Annotated in this window: 15 protein-coding genes; 4 read left to right on the forward strand and 11 right to left on the reverse strand. The window is 62.3% G+C overall.

Going from position 1 to position 18,038, the window contains the following annotated elements:
• The 4 genes from B3I26_RS13820 to B3I26_RS13835 form a co-directional block, all read left to right on the forward strand.
• Window positions 1–282 (forward strand): MotA/TolQ/ExbB proton channel family protein (locus tag B3I26_RS13820; protein WP_296258342.1); only part of this gene is annotated, 282 nt, incomplete at its 5' end.
• Between the two features lies 1 nt (window position 283).
• On the forward strand, window positions 284–685 hold the full coding sequence (locus B3I26_RS13825; RefSeq protein WP_296258343.1) for an ExbD/TolR family protein: 402 nt from the start codon (window positions 284–286) through the stop codon (window positions 683–685).
• A 204-nt stretch (window positions 686–889) separates the two neighbouring features.
• A complete protein-coding gene (locus B3I26_RS13830; RefSeq protein WP_296258345.1) occupies window positions 890–2,077 on the forward strand; it encodes an acyl-CoA dehydrogenase family protein in 1,188 nt (395 codons plus the stop codon).
• 8 nt (window positions 2,078–2,085) lie between these two features.
• Window positions 2,086–3,186 (forward strand): sigma-54 interaction domain-containing protein, encoded by a 1,101-nt coding sequence (locus tag B3I26_RS13835; protein ID WP_296258346.1) that lies wholly within the window; start codon window positions 2,086–2,088, stop codon window positions 3,184–3,186.
• Between the two features lie 60 nt (window positions 3,187–3,246).
• Here B3I26_RS13835 and B3I26_RS13840 read toward each other — a convergent pair whose 3' ends face one another.
• The 11 genes from B3I26_RS13840 to B3I26_RS13890 form a co-directional block, all read right to left on the reverse strand.
• Window positions 3,247–5,061, reverse strand: coding sequence for an ABC transporter ATP-binding protein (locus B3I26_RS13840; RefSeq protein ID WP_296258347.1), 1,815 nt, complete (start codon window positions 5,059–5,061; stop codon window positions 3,247–3,249).
• Between the two features lie 456 nt (window positions 5,062–5,517).
• The gene (locus tag B3I26_RS13845; protein ID WP_296258348.1) at window positions 5,518–6,726 is read right to left on the reverse strand and encodes an acyl-CoA dehydrogenase family protein; all 1,209 of its coding nucleotides are present in this window, start codon (window positions 6,724–6,726) and stop codon (window positions 5,518–5,520) included.
• Between the two features lie 26 nt (window positions 6,727–6,752).
• Window positions 6,753–8,468 carry a dipeptide ABC transporter ATP-binding protein gene (locus B3I26_RS13850; RefSeq protein WP_296258349.1) on the reverse strand — a complete coding sequence of 572 codons (1,716 nt, stop codon included), beginning with the start codon at window positions 8,466–8,468 and terminating at the stop codon, window positions 6,753–6,755.
• Window positions 8,465–9,328, reverse strand: coding sequence for an ABC transporter permease (locus B3I26_RS13855; RefSeq protein WP_296258350.1), 864 nt, complete (start codon window positions 9,326–9,328; stop codon window positions 8,465–8,467). Before B3I26_RS13855 ends, B3I26_RS13850 begins: the two co-directional genes overlap by 4 nt.
• Window positions 9,328–10,317 carry an ABC transporter permease gene (locus B3I26_RS13860; protein ID WP_296258352.1) on the reverse strand — a complete coding sequence of 330 codons (990 nt, stop codon included), beginning with the start codon at window positions 10,315–10,317 and terminating at the stop codon, window positions 9,328–9,330. Before B3I26_RS13860 ends, B3I26_RS13855 begins: the two co-directional genes overlap by 1 nt.
• On the reverse strand, window positions 10,314–11,999 hold the full coding sequence (locus B3I26_RS13865; RefSeq protein ID WP_296258353.1) for an ABC transporter substrate-binding protein: 1,686 nt from the start codon (window positions 11,997–11,999) through the stop codon (window positions 10,314–10,316). The genes B3I26_RS13860 and B3I26_RS13865 overlap by 4 nt, the downstream gene beginning before the upstream one ends.
• A gap of 182 nt (window positions 12,000–12,181) precedes the next feature.
• Window positions 12,182–12,724: a GNAT family N-acetyltransferase gene (locus B3I26_RS13870; RefSeq protein ID WP_296258354.1), complete on the reverse strand. Its 543-nt coding sequence runs from the start codon at window positions 12,722–12,724 to the stop codon at window positions 12,182–12,184.
• A complete protein-coding gene (locus B3I26_RS13875) occupies window positions 12,721–14,121 on the reverse strand; it encodes an LLM class flavin-dependent oxidoreductase (RefSeq protein WP_296258355.1) in 1,401 nt (466 codons plus the stop codon). Before B3I26_RS13875 ends, B3I26_RS13870 begins: the two co-directional genes overlap by 4 nt.
• 198 nt (window positions 14,122–14,319) lie before the next feature.
• Window positions 14,320–15,372 carry an NADP(H)-dependent aldo-keto reductase gene (locus B3I26_RS13880; RefSeq protein ID WP_296258356.1) on the reverse strand — a complete coding sequence of 351 codons (1,053 nt, stop codon included), beginning with the start codon at window positions 15,370–15,372 and terminating at the stop codon, window positions 14,320–14,322.
• Between the two features lie 38 nt (window positions 15,373–15,410).
• Complete coding sequence (locus B3I26_RS13885) at window positions 15,411–16,766, reverse strand: LLM class flavin-dependent oxidoreductase (protein WP_296258357.1); 1,356 nt, start codon at window positions 16,764–16,766, stop codon at window positions 15,411–15,413.
• Complete coding sequence (locus B3I26_RS13890; protein ID WP_296258358.1) at window positions 16,763–18,037, reverse strand: acyl-CoA dehydrogenase family protein; 1,275 nt, start codon at window positions 18,035–18,037, stop codon at window positions 16,763–16,765. Before B3I26_RS13890 ends, B3I26_RS13885 begins: the two co-directional genes overlap by 4 nt.
• Window position 18,038: the final 1 nt, after the last annotated feature.

Raw genomic sequence — 18,038 nt, forward strand, 5'->3', positions numbered from 1 at the left:
AAGGGCATCAGCGCGGCGGGCTCGGCGAGTCTGGAAACGGTGGCCGGCCCCATCGGTGCGGCGTTGGTCGCCACCGGCGTCGGTATTGCTGTCGCAGTGCCTGCGGTGCTGGTTTACAACTACTACCTGCGTCGCCTGAAGCTGACGGCTGCGGACCTGGACGACTTCGCCCATGACTTCTACAGCCTGGCGCAAAAGCACTCGTTCCGCGTTCTTTCGCATCCGGTGCTGAATAAATCCGGCGCCACGGTGGCCGGCCAGAAAGTGAAGGAGGCGTCCTGAGATGGCTTTTTCCACACAAGACAGCGATGAAGTGCTGAGCGAGATCAACGTCACGCCTTTGGTGGACGTGATGCTGGTGCTGCTGGTGGTGTTCATCGTCACGGCGCCGCTGCTGACCAACTCGATCCCGATCAACCTGCCCAAAACCGAATCGGTCGCGCCGGTGGAACAGAAGGACCCGCTGGTGGTGAGCATCGATGACAAGGGCAAGCTGTTCATCAACAAGGATGAGATCCAGCCGGACCTGCTGGAGACCAACCTGCGCTCGGCCAAGGAAAAGAACGCCGACGTGCGCGTGCAATTGCAGGCCGACAACGGCGTGAATTATGGCGAAGTGGCCCGGGCCATGGCGTCGATCGAGAAGGCCGGAATTACCAAGTTGTCGGTGATAACGGCTAAATAGTGGATGCCTGCCACACGCGTCGCAGGAGCACGCTTGCCTGCGGCAGGCACTCTCAAATCGGCAGCGCTGGCAAGTCGGATCGCTACAGGATTTGAGGCCAGGCCCGGAAAGCAATGAACGCCTGATCACCTGCAGCAGCACGACTCGCCAATGATGACGCCCGTGAGACCACCGAATTCAAAAACACAAGGAAGAGGTAACCCTTTGACAGTCACCTTACTCAACGCCCGGAAGGCACCTCTGGACATCGCCCGTGAGCTGGCGACCGAATTCGCCCGCACGGCAGTCGACCGCGATGCCCGCGGCGGCACGCCAAAGGCCGAGCGCGACAGACTGCGCAACAGCAGTCTGCTTTCCCTGAGCATTCCCCGCCAGTTCGGCGGGCTGGGTGCCAACTGGTCCGAGACCTTCGAAGTGGTGCGCGAATTCGCCCGGGTCGATAGCTCGATTGCCCACGTCTTCGGGTTTCATCACCTGATGCTGGCGACCGTCCGCTTGTTCGCCAAGCCCACGCAATGGCAGATCTGGTTCCAACTGACTGCGAGCAACAACTGGTTCTGGGGCAACACCCTCAACCCGCTCGACACCCGAACCGTGGTCAAGGGCCGCGACGGCTGGCGCGAGTTTTCCGGGCAGAAAAGTTTCTGCTCCGGGGCCAACGACTCACAAATGCTCATCGCCTCGGCCGTGGACGAATCGGCGGGCGGCAAGCTGCTGATCGCCGCTATTCCCAGCGGGCGTACCGGCATCACCCTGCACAACGACTGGGACAACATGGGTCAGCGCCAGACCGACAGCGGCAGCGTGACCTTCAAGCGCGTGCGCGTCGAGGAATCCGACCTGCTGCTCGATCCCGGCCCGCTCAGCACGCCGTTTGCCTGCCTGCGGCCGCTGATCGCCCAGCTGCACTTTGCCAATATCTTCCTGGGCATCGCCGAGGGTGCCTTCGGAGAAGCGCGCAAATATACCCGCGAGGAAACCCGGCCCTGGTTCCGCTCCAATGCCTCTAACACAGCAGAAGACCCTTATGTGCTTAGTCACTACGGCGACTTTTGGGTCGCTCTGGAAAGCACCCGGCTGCTGGTCGCGCGCGCGGGCCGGGTGTTGGACGAGGCTTGGGCCAAGGGCTCGACACTGACCCGCGAAGAGCGCGCCGAGACAGCCATCGCCATCGCCACCGCCAAAGTCGCCGCCAGCCGCCACGGCCTGGAGCTGTGTAGCAAGGTCTTCGAGGTCACCGGCGCTCGTGCCACTCACGCGGCGGTAGCCCTCGACAGGCACTGGCGCAACCTGCGCACCCAGAGCCTGCACGACCCGCTGGACTACAAACTTCATGAACTGGGTGACTGGGCGCTCAACGGCACCCCGCCCATCCCGACTTTTTACTCATAGGGATCATCATGCAACTGTTGACATTACCGCCCTCGCCCGCCTTGGCCACCTCGATTCGCGCCACCGCGCAGGTATTCGAAGACCCCAAATCCAAAGCCTTGCTCAAGCATCTACAGCAGGTCGCGCCCAGCGAGGCGAGCGTGCTCATCATTGGTGAAACCGGCACCGGCAAGGAACTGGTGGCGCGCCATATCCACAACCTCAGCACGCGTAAAACCCAACCCTTCGTGGCGGTGAACTGCGGCGCCTTCTCCGAATCTCTGGTGGAGGCGGAATTGTTCGGCCACGAAAAAGGTGCGTTCACCGGCGCCCTCAGCGCCAAGGCCGGCTGGTTCGAGGAAGCCAACGGCGGCACCCTGTTTCTTGACGAGATCGGTGACCTGCCGATGTCGATCCAGGTCAAGTTGCTGCGCGTACTGCAGGAGCGCGAAGTGGTCAGGCTCGGCTCGCGCAAGAGCATTGCGATCAACGTCCGGCTACTGGCCGCGACCAACGTGCAGCTTGAACGCGCCATTAATGCCGGGCACTTTCGTGAAGACCTGTTCTACCGCCTGAACGTGGTCAATCTTGAACTCAGTCCTTTGCGCGAAAGGCCGGGCGACATCATTGCGCTGGTGCATTACTTCATTGCCAGCTACAGCAAGCGCCTGAGTTACGGGGAAATCACCTTGAGCGCCGAAGCCAGGCAAAAACTGGAGACCTACAGCTGGCCAGGCAATATTCGTGAGCTGGAAAACGTCATCCACCACACCCTGCTGATCTGCCGTGACGGGGTGATCCAGAGTGAAGACCTGCGCCTGTCCAACCTGCGCATCGAGCGCCAGGACGCCCCCCCGCGCAGCGACAAATCAGCGCTGGATTTGCTGGATCAGGCGCTGCATCAACTGTTCGAAGAGCAGGTGGATAACCTGCACGAGCACGTTGAGCGCTCGCTGTTGAGTGCGGCGTACAAGTTCTGCCATCACAATCAGGTGCACACCGCCCAATTGTTGGGCCTGAGCCGTAACGTCACCCGCACGCTGCTGATCAACCTGGGCGAGTTGAAGGTCAACAAGCGCCGCCCGGCCAAAGCCTCCCCCGACGGGCGCGTCCTGCACCTGTCGATCTGAACGCTCAATCGACACGCTGACACGCGACGGCGCTTTCACGCCGCGTGTCAGCCTTGCCGATCAGACCGTTTCGCCCAACTCATTGCTGAACTGATGATTCCACAGTTGCGCATATTGCCCGCAAAGGTGCAGCAGTTGCTGGTGATTGCCATCCTCGACCACGCGGCCGTTGTCGAACACCAGAATGCGGCCCAGGTGTGCGACCGTCGACAGCCTGTGCGCGACGACCAGCACAGTCTTGTCCTCCATGATCTCGTCCAGCTTGTCCTGAATGAAGCGCTCGGTGATCGAGTCCAGACTCGACGTGGCCTCGTCCATCACCAGAATCGGCGCGTTCTTCAACAGCACGCGAGCAATCGCAATGCGCTGGCGTTGGCCGCCCGACAGCTTGACCCCGCGTTCGCCCACCAGCGACTCATAACCGTGTTCCATGTTGTCGATGAACTCGCTGGCCCCCGCCCGGTGAATGGCTTCGGCCACTTCATCCATCGACGCATCCAGTCGACCATAGTGGATGTTTTCGCGGATGCTGCGGTGGAACAGACCCGGCTCCTGCGGAATCAGGCCGATCTGTTGATGCAGCGACTGCTGGGTAACCTCACGTACATCCACGCCATCGATCAGCACCTGGCCTTTCTGTACGTCATATAGGCGCAGCAGCAAGCTCAGCAGCGTCGATTTCCCCGAGCCCGAAGACCCCACCAGTCCGACTTTCTGGCCCGCCGGAATGACGATGTTCAGGTGCTTGAAAATCGCCTGGTCGCTGCCGTAACTGAAGCCCACATCGCGAAACTCGATGTCCCCACGCTTGACCAGCAGCGCCTTGGCACCGGGGTTGTCGATGACTTCATGGGGGCGAATCAGGGTGCGTACTCCATTGGAGATATTGCCGGTAGCTTCAAAGAATTCGAGGAAGCGCCGCGAGAGGTTGCCGACGTCGCTGATGATCAGCAATGACAGGCTGGTGGACATGACGAACGCGGCAATGTCTATGCGTTGCGTGCGCCACAGTTGCAGGGCCAGCAGCAACAGACCCAGTTTGAGCACCACCCCACAGCCGGTCTGGAACCAGCGGATCTTCTCCATATAGCCCAGTGAGCGATAGGCGGCGGCCACCTCCTTATCCAGAAACTTGCCCAGATAGCTATGTTCGAAGGCATGCCGCGCGAATAAGCGAATGTTGGCCAGGTTGGACACCGCATCCACTACCTTGCCCGAGCTGGTGCTGCGCGCTGCCGAGTATTGCTGGGCCAGTGGATGGCTGCGTCGCGCCAGCAGGTAGCACACCCCGATGAACACGGCTGACCAGCCCGCCATAAAAACCGCCATCAGCGGTGCTGCGGTCCACAGCAACACCGTGGCCAGGCTCAGGGTGACCAGCAACGGAATGAGATCGAACAACAGAATGCTCAGGGTCTGGTTCACGCCCAGTGCCACTTCGGACACCCGATGGGCCAGCGCTCCGGCGAATTCGTTGCTGATGAAGCGGTGAGAATGTTGTTGCAGGTAGGCGTACACCGCGTGGGTCACAGTGCGCCTTTGCAGCGGCAGCACGTGGATATGACAGCCCGCTGCCGCCCGAGTGAACAACACCTCACAGACAAGCAACCCGGCGAACAGGGTCAGCGGCCATAGCAACACTGCGAAGGCATTCTGCGCGTCCAGACCATTACTGACGGTACGCGTGATCTGTCCCAGCCCCCAGGGAATGAGAATGGTGCAAATCACGGCGGCGATCTGCAGCAGCAGGATGGCCAGGTACCAGACCTTGAAGTTGCCGATGAAAAACCGTACGAAAGCAGCCGGTGTCGACGGCAACTGCTGGACATTCCAGCTGCGCAATCGGCGATCGCGAGGAGCAAAGGATGAACTCATGACAGATAACGTTCCTGAATGACGCCTGTGGCCGCGCAGCTTTCAGGCAAAGGGTGTGCAAAGCGAATGCCCGTTCTGGACGGTGTTTCGGTTCTGCTGTGTTAGAGATTGCAGCGATGACGGATTTCTTCCAGTTTCCAGTTGCTGCGGCTGATGGGACGTAAGGATTCGTCTTGCGCCGAGAAACCGGCCTTGCTAGGGCGGCTTGCTCGCGATCTGCCTCTGCCCGCAGGGCGTAGGAGCGCAGCTTGCTCGCGATCTGCCGGGCACTGGCAGCAAACCCTGGCAATTCGGTGTGCCTGACCCAACGGTGCCTCCTGAATGACTGCTGCCAAGCTGCAGATCGTCAGCAAGCTGAACGCCTAAGACCTGCGGCCAGAATCAAGAGCAGATCTCGGCCTTGCCGCAATTTTTCTTCTATCCGAAGCTCGCTGGAGCGGCGGGTGCGATTACGCTTCAAAACAACCCGGACGTCGGCGGCGGCGTGCCTTTGAGCTGCCAGGCGCCGACGGCTGCGGCTTTCCATTGGCGAGGGTTGTGGTTGGACACGGTTCGGGCGTTGCGCCAGTGACGGTCCAGGTTATGTGCGCGCCCGGTAGTGGACGCCCCGCCCACATCGAACACCAGCTCAGCCGCTTTCAGTGCAGATTCAGCGGCAATGTATTGCGCCTGAGCCACGTCGACAGCGGCCTGGTCCACCGCCACCGGATCCAGTTCGCCTGCCCACGCGCGGTCGATCGATCCAGCTGCATGCAGCACCACGGCTTCGGCCGTAAAGGCGCGGGCCGAGATGTCGCCAACACTCAACTCCACGTACGGGTCGTCCACCGAACGTGCAGCCGTGCTGTGCTTGATCGGTCGCGCGAACTGGTTGGCGAAAGCCACCGCGTCATTGAGCGCGTTGCGGGCAATCCCGGCGTTGACCGCAGCGAGGAACACTTGCAGGAACGGTGTGACGATCGTGCGCTTGCCTTCTTCCACGGTGCGGGTGCGGATCTCATTGGCGAGCACCAAAACATCATGCAGGTGTGTCGTGCCGCTGGCCGTCAGGCGTTGGCCCATGGCGTCGAAGTCGTCCAGCAGTTCCAGGCCGTTACGGTCGCGGGGCAGGATGAACGAGACCGGCTGATCGTTCTCGTCCAGCGCGACTGCACTCACCCAATCGGCATACAGCGAACCGGTGCTGTAGTACTTGCTCCCGGTCGCCCGGTAATGCTCGCCATCACGCACGATACGGGCGCTGATCGAGCCATTGGCCCCGCCGATTTCCCAACCGGCATTGCCCACCACCGCCCCCTGCAGATAACGCGTGAACCAGCGCTCGCGTTCGGCTTCGGCGTCCTCCGCGCGCGAGGCGAGCAGCCCCTCGATGAAGCCGAAACCGGGACGCAGCGCCTGGGCCACGTTGGAGTCGGCCGAGGCAATGCGGATCAGCAGCCCGATCACGTCCTTGACCGAACCACCAGCACCGCCGAAACGACTGGGGATACGCGTGGTGAAGAGCCCGGCGCTGGCGATCCGCGCCACGGCGTCATAGGGCAATTGCCGATCGCGCTCACGCTGCGCCGCACCGGCAGCAATGGCCGGGAGCAATCCGTCTAGACGGGCGTTGAGTTCTTCGACAGTGACAACTTCAGGTGTGACGACAGCAGACAACGTACTCATGGCAGTTCCTTGTTCTGAATGCCAACTCAAATGGCGATTTTCCATAACCGGGACTCGTCAAAAAGCAGGACGGCGCTTTCCGGCCCCAAAGGCGGCACCACCAGCTTGCTTCCTGCACCGGGCAGACGCGGGACCGCGCCCAGCAAACGTCGGGTGTACTCGTGCTGCGGGTTTTCGAAGAGGGTTTGCACCGGCGCGTATTCAACGACCTTGCCGTGGCGCATCACCAGCACCTCGTCGCTGACGTGCCGGATCACCCCGAGGTCGTGGGAGATGAACAGATACGCCAGCCCCAGCGAGGCCTGCAGGTCCGCCAGCAGATCCAGTACCTGGGCCTGCACCGAAACGTCGAGGGCCGACACCGGCTCATCGCAAATGATGACTTTAGGATTACTGGCAATGGCGCGGGCAATTGCCACACGCTGACGCTGACCACCGGACAGCTGCAAGGGGCGACGGCTGGACAGTTCGGCGGGAAGGCGCACCTGATGCAGCAATTGCGCGATGCGCGGGCGTTGCTGCTCGAAAGCAATACCGGCAACGTCCAGCGCATCGGCGAGAATCTGCCCGACGCTCCAGCGCGGATCGAACGAGCTGAGCGGGTCCTGGTAAATCACGCTGATGTCACGACGATGCAGCCGACGACTCTTCTCCTCGACCCGGTGACTTGCGGCTGCCGCCCACGGCAGGTGCAGAAACTGCACGTGACCGGCGTCAGGTTCAAGCAAGCCCAGCGCAATCCGCGCCACGGTGGTCTTGCCGGAGCCTGACTCACCGACGATGCCGAGCGTGCGACCCGCGCGAAGCTCGAAGCTGACCCCATCGACCACCTGACGGACTTGCTGGTCAGGCCCGACATAGCGTTTGCCCAGGCCATCGGCGCTCAGCAATACCGGGGAGTCGGCACCGGCTCGCGGCTGCGCGGGAGCGCAGCCGTGTTCCGGGGACAGCCGCGTGCCCCGCGCATGTTCGGCGGGCACCGCGTCGAGCAACGAACGGGTATAGGCATGCCGGGGGGTGCGCAAGACCTGCTCCATCGGTCCCTGCTCGACGACTTCGCCATGCCGCAGCACCAGCACCTCGTCCGCCAGTTGCGCGACCACGGCAAGGTCATGGCTGATGATCAGCAGTGAATCGCCTCGAGCCTTGATCTGCTGCAAGACGTCGAGAATCTGCGCCTGAACCGTGGCATCGAGCGCAGTCGTTGGCTCGTCGGCGATCACCAAGCCCGGGTTCAAGGCCAGGGCGCTGGCGATCAAGGCCCGTTGCCGCAGGCCGCCGGACAACTGATCCGGTCGCTGCCTGGCACGTAACCGGGGTTCGGGAACCCCGACGGTTTCCAGCAGTTCGATGACGCGTTCGCCACGGCGGCTGCGGTCGCCCCAGCGGTGGGTTTGCAGCACTTCGAGGATTTCCTTGCCGACCGGACGCAGCGGATCAAGCGACACCAGCGCGTCCTGCAGCACGAAGCCGATGTCCTTGCCGCGCAGGTCGCGCCAGCCGCGCTCGGACAGGCTCAACAAATCCCGCCCGGCATAACTCAGGCGACGTGCCGTGACCTGTGCGCCCTCGCCTGCCAGGCCAATCAGGCTGCGTGCGGTCACGCTCTTGCCTGATCCCGATTCGCCGACCAGTGCCAGGGTTTTGCCCGGCTCCAGGGTGAACGAAAGATTGCGCACCACTGACTGCCCGGCGAACTCGATGGACAAGCCCTCGACGATCAAACGTTTCTCTTCGCTCATGACAGGCGACCCTCAAGGCGTTGTTGCAAATAGCGCCCGGCGACGGTGGTCGACAGCGTGGTCAGGACGATGAACAGGCCCGGAAAGAACGTCAGCCACCAGGCGTTGGCGATGAAGTCACGGCCCATGGACAGCATGGTTCCCCATTCCGGTGCCGGAGGACGCGCGCCCAACCCGAGGAAGCTAAGAGCCGATGCCCAGACGATCGCCTGGCCAACACCCATGGTCAGGGTCACGATCAGCGGGCGCATGGCGTTGGGCAGCAACTGGCGGGTGATGATGCGCAGCGGCGGATGGCCTAATGCTTTGGCCGACTCGATATAGCCCGAGTTGCGCACGGCCAGCACCTGGCCGCGCACCATCCGTGCATAGCCCGGTGCACCGCCAAGCCCCGTGGCGATGATCAAGGGGCCTATGCCGCTGCCAAAGATCGCCACGAACAGCAGCGCCAGGACCAGGCTCGGGAAGGCAAACAGCACTTCGAGTAACCAACCAATGCCACGGTCGATTCGAGCCCCGCCCAAACCACTGAGCACGCCGAGCACAATGGCGATGCTCATGGCAATCGCCGTCGCTGCCAGGCCGATGAACAGCGATTGTCGGGTGCCGTAGATGACCCGGGAGAAGATGTCGCGGCCAGATTGATCGGTGCCGAACCAATGCGCCCAGCTCGGCGGATGAAAGGCATCGCGCGGAACAATCGCCAGTGGGTCGCTGTGGGCGAACAGTTGCGGCACCAGCGCCGCGATGATGACCAGCAGCAAAAAGGACACGGCCAGCAAGGGCCCCGGCCGCAATGCGCGCGAGGTCTTTTGCAGCCGGATCGCGGGCAACGGCGCCTCAAGGGTTAAATCATTCATCACGCATTCCCCTGTTGACGAGGGTCGACCCACTGGTACAGCAGGTCGACGAGGATATTGGCCAGGACATAACCTCCAGCCACCACCAGGCTGATGCCGATGGTCAACGGCAGGTCCTGGGTCTGTACCGCCTGATACAGCTGACGGCCCAGTCCCTTGCGGGAAAAGATCACTTCGATCACCACCGCGCCGCTGATCAGCGCGCCGATGGCCCAACCCGACAACGAGATTCCAGGCAATACCGCGTGACGCAGCGCATGTTTGAAACGCACCTTAAAGTCGCTAAGACCACGGGTTCTGGCGGTGAGTACGAACGGCTGGTCAAGGGTCAGGTCCAGTGATTCGCGAGTGACCTGGGCGATGAAACCTGCCAGTGGAATCGCCAGGGCAAACGACGGCAGCACCAGCGTGCGCCAGCCATCGCTGCCCGCCGGAGGAAACAGCCGCAGGCCGAAGGCAAACACCGCCAGCAACACAATCCCTAGCCAGAAATGCGGCAGCGCAGCGCACAGGGTTTCCGCCAGCGATGCCAGGCGACCGACCCAGCGACGGCGCCCGGCCGTCAACACCGTGAGCGCCAGAACCAGCAACCAGGCCAAGGCCAGCGACGAAAACGTCAGTTCCAGGGTGGGCCAGGATTGTTCGGCGAGTACGCGGGTCACCGGTAAGTGCTGGGAATAGGACACGCCCAGATCACCGTGCACCAGACGCCCCAGGTACAGCGCGTATTGCACCGCCAGTGGTTTGTCCAGACCGTATTCACGCCTGGCTTCGGCGATGGTTTCAGGCGTCGGGTTGCCGCTCGGCCCACCAAGAATCGCCTGCACCGGATCGCCGGGCATCAGCCGCAGCGCGAAGAACGTCAGGGTAGCGACCGCCCACAGCACCAGTATCCCTCCCGCCAGCCGCCATAAGGCGCGGCGCCCCAGTCGGTGCAAGCGTTCACGACGTGGTTTACCCGGCTCATTGCTCAACGCTGCACTCGTCATTTGTTCACCCATGCGTCATAGAGGTAAGTCACTGCCAGAGAAGGCTCCAGACGCACGCCCTGCGTAGTCTTGTAGATGCCCAGGCGCGTGCTCTGTGGATAGGTCGTAAGTTCCAGGTATTGACTGGAGGCGATTTGCTGGGCTTGGTAGTACAGCGCGCGACGCTGCTCGGCATCTTGTGTGGTCAGGGCTTGTTGAATAATCCCGTCGAATTTTGGGTCGCTGAAACCTGCGGTGTTCTGGTGGTAACCGCCTACGCCCGCTGGACGAATGAATTCACTGCCGAAGATGATCCGCAGCACGTCAGCGGTGTTGGTGTTCCAGTAGCCCAAACGGATGTCGTAGTCCCAATCAGCCTGACGCTTGGTGGCCTGTACGTCGCTCATCTGGTCGATGATCACCTCGAAACCGGCCTGGCGGGTGGTGGCCTGAACCTGCTCCCAGAGGGTGTATTCCGAAGGTGGCGTGCGGTTGCCCATCACCACATGCACTTGCAGGCGTCTGCCATTCCTGATCCGGTAGCCTTCGCTATCGCGCTGGGTCCAGCCCGCCTGATCCAGCAACTGCGCGGCCTTGGCCGGGTCGTAATCCTGGGCGTGCTGGAAGTCCGGGCTGTAGAAGCGCGTGGCAGGGCTCAAGGGGCCACCGGCGCGGGGAAACTCGTTGAAATACACGCTCTTCAACGCCCCTTCGATATCGGCACTGCGAACGAAGGCTTCCCGGACTTTCAGGTCGTTGAAAGGCTCGCGGGTAATGTTCAGGGTGCCATTGGTGGGGTTACCCGGACGCTGGGCGATGATCAGTTTCAGGTCAGGATTGCGTCGCGCAGCTTCATGGGATTCCGGCGGCAGCGCCTCGATCACATCGACCTCTCCGGCCTGCAGTGAGGCGAAACGCACCGAGGGTTCCTGAATGAATTTCCAGACCACGCGGTCCAGCCATGCTGGCCCCTGGTGTTTGGCGGTGGGCGGCGCCCAGTTGTAATCGGGATTGCGCACCAGCTCGACCTGGCTCTGCCGGTCCCAGCGCACGACCTTGAACGGTCCGCTGCCTACCGGGCTTTCACAGTTGACGTCGCGTGAACGTTGCAGCGCCGTTGGCGACTCGATCCCGAGAAACCCTTGGGCCAGCACTTCGAGAAACGCTGCATAGGGTGTGGCCAGGTGCACCACGGCGGTGTCGTTATCAATCACATCGGTACTGCGGTACTGACGGATATAGCCGCCTGCCGTGCTCGACTGGGTTTTCGGGTTGACCATGTGGTCGAGGTTGGCCTTGACCGCCGCCGCATTGAACGGCGTGCCGTCGGTGAAGTGCACGTCGTTGCGCAGGTGGAAGGTGTAGGTCAATCCGTCCGCTGACACCTCCCAGCTTTTGGCGAGCCACGGACCGATATGCCCGTCGGCGTCCATCGACACCAGTGAGTCGAGGTACTGTTGCCCGATGAACACCTGGGGCATGTCACCGGCGACGTGAGGGTCCAGACACGTGGGCTCGCGGTCAGTGGCGTACACCAGTGTGCCGCCGCTGACCGGTTTGTCGCTGCGGGCAACGGTCGACGTGCCCTGTCCGCAGCCAATCAACACGCCGCACAGCGCAGCGATGCCGAAGATGGGGGTGTGCCTGAGCAACGACCGGGATCGTGTGCAGGGAAGTCGCAAATAAGGGGCGCGCTCTCGCATGGGTCCTGCTGCCTTTTGTCCGGGAACAGGGTTAGTGCACAAGCCATGCCGGGTTTTTCGGCCAGTAAATACGCGGGTGCCGGCGTTATGCGAGGCGATCAGAGCGACAATCTGTGTGGTCGCTGTTGGGTAGCCAACAGATGGAGCTTCTGGAGCTGTGCGACAGCGGTGGCACCTGCGGGTCAGAGCCTTATCCGGTAACGCACCAGCGGCAATGGCTCACCGTTTTCAACGACCGTCATGGCCGTTTCCGGCTCCTGCGCGAATCCAGCGGATTGATAAAACCCCAGCGCCCGCTGATTGCCCTGGATCACCCACACCGTCGCCTGGCTAAAACCGTCATCGAGCAACTGCTGCCGAACCTTGTGCCACAACCGTCGACCAATGCCCTGCGACCAGACCTGGGGCAGCAGGTTGATCGCACGCAGCTCGCCGGTGGAGGGCACGGCATCGGCATCGCGACTGCTGCCAAACGAAGCCCAGGCTATCAACAGCCCTCTCTGCTCGGCGACGTAAACCGACATCTTGCGCATGACAATGGCCTCGCCGATGCCAGCGGCCCGCCGCTCCACCGTTGCGCTCAAGCCGCAAAGATAGTGCGCAGACAACAGATCCCGATAGGCCGCCTGCCACGTCCTTAAATGAATGTCGGCCAGTTGCCCTGCGTCCTCGACCTGGGCAGGTCTGATCCTGATATCGCCTGGCTCAAATGGGGGCTGGGTCATGCCGGGAACCTCAGCGGCTTGGCCGGTGTGCGCAGCACAGCCGGGTCACGGTAGCGAGCGCCGTAATGATCGCTCGGCAACCGCGACCGGCCCGCTCCGAACAGTCGCTCGCGCAGGGTTTCGCCGTCGTTATAGGACTCTCGGAAGCGCCCGCGTCGACGAAGTTCGGGAATCACCAGCTCAATGAAATCCCGCGCAGTTTCGAACGACAGATACTGCCGCAGGTTGATGCCGTCGATGCCGTCCACATCCAGCCAGCGCTCGATCTCATCGGCTACCACGCCCGGGGTGCCCGCGACGAAGAAACGCTCGCGATTGAAACCCTCTAGCTGCGCCAGTACCGATCCCACCGACGCCTGGGGTTTGAAGCGCATCAGGCTCTGCCAGCCCTTGACCTGACGTTCGATCAAATCGCTAATCAGCACCTCTGGCGGGTATGCCGTGAGATCCACTGCCATCTGCGCATGAGCCAGTGACGCCTCGACGCTCATCAACCTGCGATAGCTGTCGAGCTTGCTGCTGACCTCGTCATCCGTGCGACCAACGATCACCCCGGCCATGACGATGAATTTCAACCCCGCCGGGTCGCGTTCATGAGCAATCGCTTTGTGCCGCATGGCCTGAATATTGGTCCGCACCGCCGCAGTGTCCATGCCTCCGGTAAAGACCACCTCGGCGTGGCGTCCGGCGAATTCGATGCCGGCGGGCGAACCGGTGGCCTGAAACAGCACCGGTGTACGTTGCCGCGATGGCTGGCACAGATGCGGACCGGCAACCTTGAAATGCTCGCCAACGTGATCGATATAACGCACCTTGGCCGGATCGGTGTAGATTCGCCGATCACGGTCCTGAATCACTGCATCGTCGTCCCACGAGCCTTCCCATAGCTTGTACAGCACGTCCAGATATTCATCGGCGATCTCATAGCGTTGGTCGTGAACGACTTCGGTGTCATGCCCGAAGTTGCGCGCCGCGTTGGGTAAATACGAGGTAACGATGTTCCAGCCCACCCGGCCCTTGGTCAGATGATCGAGGGTGCTCATGCGTCGGGCAAAGGCGAAGGGCGGCTCGTAGGTCGTGGAAAACGTCGCGCCGAAACCCAGGTTTTTGGTGACCGCCGCCATCGCCGGAATGACCAGCAGCGGGTCATTGCTGGGGATCTGCATGCCCTCGCGCAAGGCTGTCTGGGGCCCGTCGCGAAACTGGTCATAGGTACCGATGACATCGGCGAGAAACACCCCGTCGAAGGTGCCGTATTCCAGTAACTGGGCAAGCTCGGTCCAGTAATCCAGATCGTTGAAGCGATGCCGGTTGTTCTCCGGGTGTACCCACAGGCCGTGGACGATGTGGCTGACGCAATTCATTTCGAACAGGTTGACGTGCAGCTGTTTGGGCACGGTAAACACTCCTTTGTCGGTTGGGGCTTCAGAGAGCGACTTGCAGGTAGAATCCGGTCGGCTCGGGTGGGGCCATGTCAGCCAACAAATCTCTGGAGTCTGTGAACACGCATCGCTAATGAGTGCACTCCACAGGCCTCACCGTCTGCTCAGGCGTTGGCACTTGCCGGATCGCCAGCGCCAACCAGTGGACTGACCTCATGGCGCCGGATTCGGCACGCTTTGATGCACCGCCTGAACCTGCGCCTTGATCTCCTCAGTCAGCTCTACATCCAGCGCGCCGAGGTTTTCACGCAGTTGGACCAGGGTGGTCTGCCCGGTCAGTGCGCTGGCCACGAACGGTTTGTCGATGATGTGCGCCAGGGCCAGTTGCGCCGGCGTGAGGCCGTGCTGCTGTGCGATCTGCACGTAGCCGCTGATTGCTTCCTGCGCCGACGCACTGTCGTAACGGTTGAAGGTACGGTAAACCGCCGACAGCCGTGAGCCTTCAGGACGCGCACCGTTGAGGTATTTGCCGGTCAGCGCACCGAAGGCCAGCGGTGAATAGGCCAGCAGTCCAACCCCTTCGCGATGACTGAATTCGGAAAGCCCGCCTTCATACAGGCGGTTGAGCAGGCTGTAGGGATTCTGAATGGTTACGATACGTGGCAGGCCGAGGCGCTCGCTGTGTTTCAGAAATTCGGCAACGCCCCACGGCGTTTCATTGGATACACCGATGTGCCGCACCTTGCCAGCCTTGACCTGATCGGCGAGCACCGCCAGCGTTTCCTCGATGGCGACACTCTGCGCATCATCCTGATAGGGATACTCGCGCTGGCCGAAAATATTGGTTGTGCGGTCCGGCCAGTGCAGCTGGTACAGATCCAGATAATCGGTCTTCAGGCGCGACAGACTGCCCTCCAGCGCTTCGACGATGTTGCGACGGTCATGGCGACTGAGACCGTCGCGAATGTGCGCCTGACCGTTGGGATCGCGCGCAGGGCCGGCAATCTTGCTCGCCAGCACCACCTCGTCCCGCCGGCCGCTGTTGGCCAGCCAGCTACCGATATAACGCTCGGTGGTGCGCCACGTCTCGGCTTTGGTCGGCGTCGGGTACATCTCGGCCGTATCGATCAGGTTGATGCCCTCGGCCAGCGCCAGATCGATCTGCTGGTGCGCATCGGCCTCACTGTTCTGATGGCCCCAGGTCATGGTACCTAGCCCCAGAACGCTGACCTCGATATCGCTGTTGCCCAATGTGCGGTAACGCATGATTGATCCTTTGTAATGACGATGACGGTCGCGACGGGTCAGCCCCGCTGCGCGTATTGATTGGCCGGGAACGGCAGGCCCAGGTGCTCGCGCAAGGTGCTGCCAGAGTATTCGTGCCGGAACACGCCGCGCTTTTGCAGCAGCGGCACGACTTCGTCGACGAAGATCTGCACCCCGGACGGAAACATGTCCGGCATGATGTTGAAGCCGTCGGCAGCGTGGGCCAGAAACCAATGGGTCAAGGTATCGGCGACCCGCTCCGGCGTGCCGACCAGCAGCCTGTGGCCTACCAGAATCCTTCGAGACAATTGACGAATGCTGAGGTTTTCCCGGCGCGCCAGATTCAGTTGCGCCTCAAGAAACCCTTGTGAGCCGCGCTCGAAATCGACCACCTCGCCAATGCGCTCCCACGGCAGGGGCGCGTCGGGGTCAAGTTCATTGGCCGGTATACCGATGCGGCCGGCCACCTGTTCCAGCAAGCCGTCCTCACCGTTCCAGGCATTGAGCGCGTCGAAGCGCGCGTGGGCTTCGGCTTCAGTGCTGCCAATGACCGTGGACAGTCCCGGCATGATCTTCAGGTATTCGGGGTTGCGCCCCCAGCCTGCGGCGCGCGCTTTCATTTCCTGATAGAACAGTTGGCCGTCTTCGAGCGTTGTCTGGGTGGTGAATATGGCGTCGGCGTAACGTGAGCCCAGCGCCTTGCCGCCCTCGGACGATCCGGCCTGAACCAGCACCGGGCGACCCTGTGGTGAGCGCGGCACGTTGAGCGGACCCTTGACCGAGAAATGCCGGCCGACGAAGTCGATGGTGTGGACTTTCCGCGGGTCGGCAAAACGGCCGCTGCGCACGTCGCCGATGATCGCGTCGTCCTCCCAGCTATCCCACAATTTGACGGCAACGTCGATGAACTCATCGGCGCGGGCATAGCGATCAACGTGCAAAGGCGCACCGGCCAGGCCGAAGTTCTGCGCGGCGGCATCCCCCGCGTTGGTGACCACGTTCCAGGCCGCGCGCCCGCCGCTGATGTGGTCCAGCGATGCGAAACGCCGGGCGATGTTGAACGGGTCGTTGTAGGTGCTCGACGCGGTGGCGATGACACCGATGCGTTGGGTTGCCAACGCCACTGCGGTCAGCAGGACGGTCGGCTCCAGGCGCCCTGCCGGTTGCCGGGAGACATCGCCGGCCAGCGCCGGGCCGTCGGCCAGGAAGATGGCGTCCAGGCAACCGCGCTCGGAAATACGCGCGATGTTGCGGTAATACTCGACATCCAGATAGGCATTGGCAGGCACCTCGGCGCTGCGCCAAGCCCCTGAGTGGGCGCCGAAGCCGAGGATGTTCATGCCGATACTCATCTGTCCGTCGCGGCTGTTTCGGCGGCTGATAGAGCCGCTCATACTGCACTCGCTTCGTCACGTGCGCCGCTGGTCTGCTGCTCGGCGTCGGCCGCTTGCAGGGACCGCCAGGCGGCGTTGGGGGTGATGCCATTGAGGTAGAAGTTGCCCAGCGCGCGCTCGCGGTAAATCGCCGGGTTATGGGAAGCCAGGGTCCTTGCATTACGCCAGTGACGGTCGAAGCGGCGGGCTTGACTGGTGGCCGAGGCGCCGCCCACTTCGAACAGCAGCGTGGTCGCCTCCAGCACCTGTTCGAGCACGATCTGCTGGGCCTGATAAGTGCGGATTTCTGCCTCGGTGTAATGCTGTTCGAGGGCGTAGCCGCCCTGCTCCGCCTCGTGGACGTCTTGAAGGACCTGGGCCACTGCCAGCACCTGAGTGCGCGCCGAATACGCCAGGCTGGATAACCGGCCAATGACGCGCTGCACCAGCGGATCGTCCTTGGGGCTGGACTGCCCCGGCACGCCGAATGCGCGGGTGCGGCCCTTGACGAAATCGGTGGCGTCACGCAACACGGCATCGGCGATACCGGCAAGGGTCGCCAGATGGAACAGCTGATAGAAGGCCGAGAGATAGGACTCGGCGCGCAACTCGTCTTTCTTGAAACGGCGCAGGATGTGCCGATCGGGCACCTCAACGTCTTCGAAGCGCGTCGTGCCGCTGCCGGTCAGACGCTGGCCGAAACCGTCCCAGTCATCCTCCACGGTCACGCCATGGGCATCGGTGGGCACGGCGACGCTGATGAAATCATCGCCATCCAGCGCCACCGCTGCGATCCAGTCCGCGTAGAGCGTGCCGGTGCAGTAATACTTCTCGCCGTTCAATAGCCAGCCCGCGGCCGTGTTGCCCGACTCAATAGCACTCAACGTCACCGAGTTGCGCGTGGTGTCGGTACGCTCGGCCATCGCCGCGCCCCACAGCTGGCCTTCGACAACCTTGGCCAGCCAGTAATCCTGTGATTCTTCATCGCGGCTGGACAGGCGGCCTTCGACGAAACCGAAATGCGCACGCACGATCTGCGGCAGATTGGAATCCGCTGCGCCCAGTTTGATCAGCAACTCGAAAAGTTGCGGCAGGCTCGCCCCCAGGCCGCCCCGAGACACCGGCACGCGCAGCGCACCAAAACCGGCGTCGCGCAACCACTGCACCGCCTCGAACGCCAGTTCTCGCGTCTGCTCGCGCGCGACGGCAGTCTCGGCGATACGGGCGAAGGCGTCCGCGAAGCGGCGTTGCAGGTCATCGGTTTTCACATCATGGGAAATGGCAGTGTTCATT

The sequence above is a fragment of the Pseudomonas sp. UBA5706 genome, assembly GCF_002419965.1.
Classification (GTDB): Bacteria; Pseudomonadota; Gammaproteobacteria; order Pseudomonadales; family Pseudomonadaceae; genus Aquipseudomonas.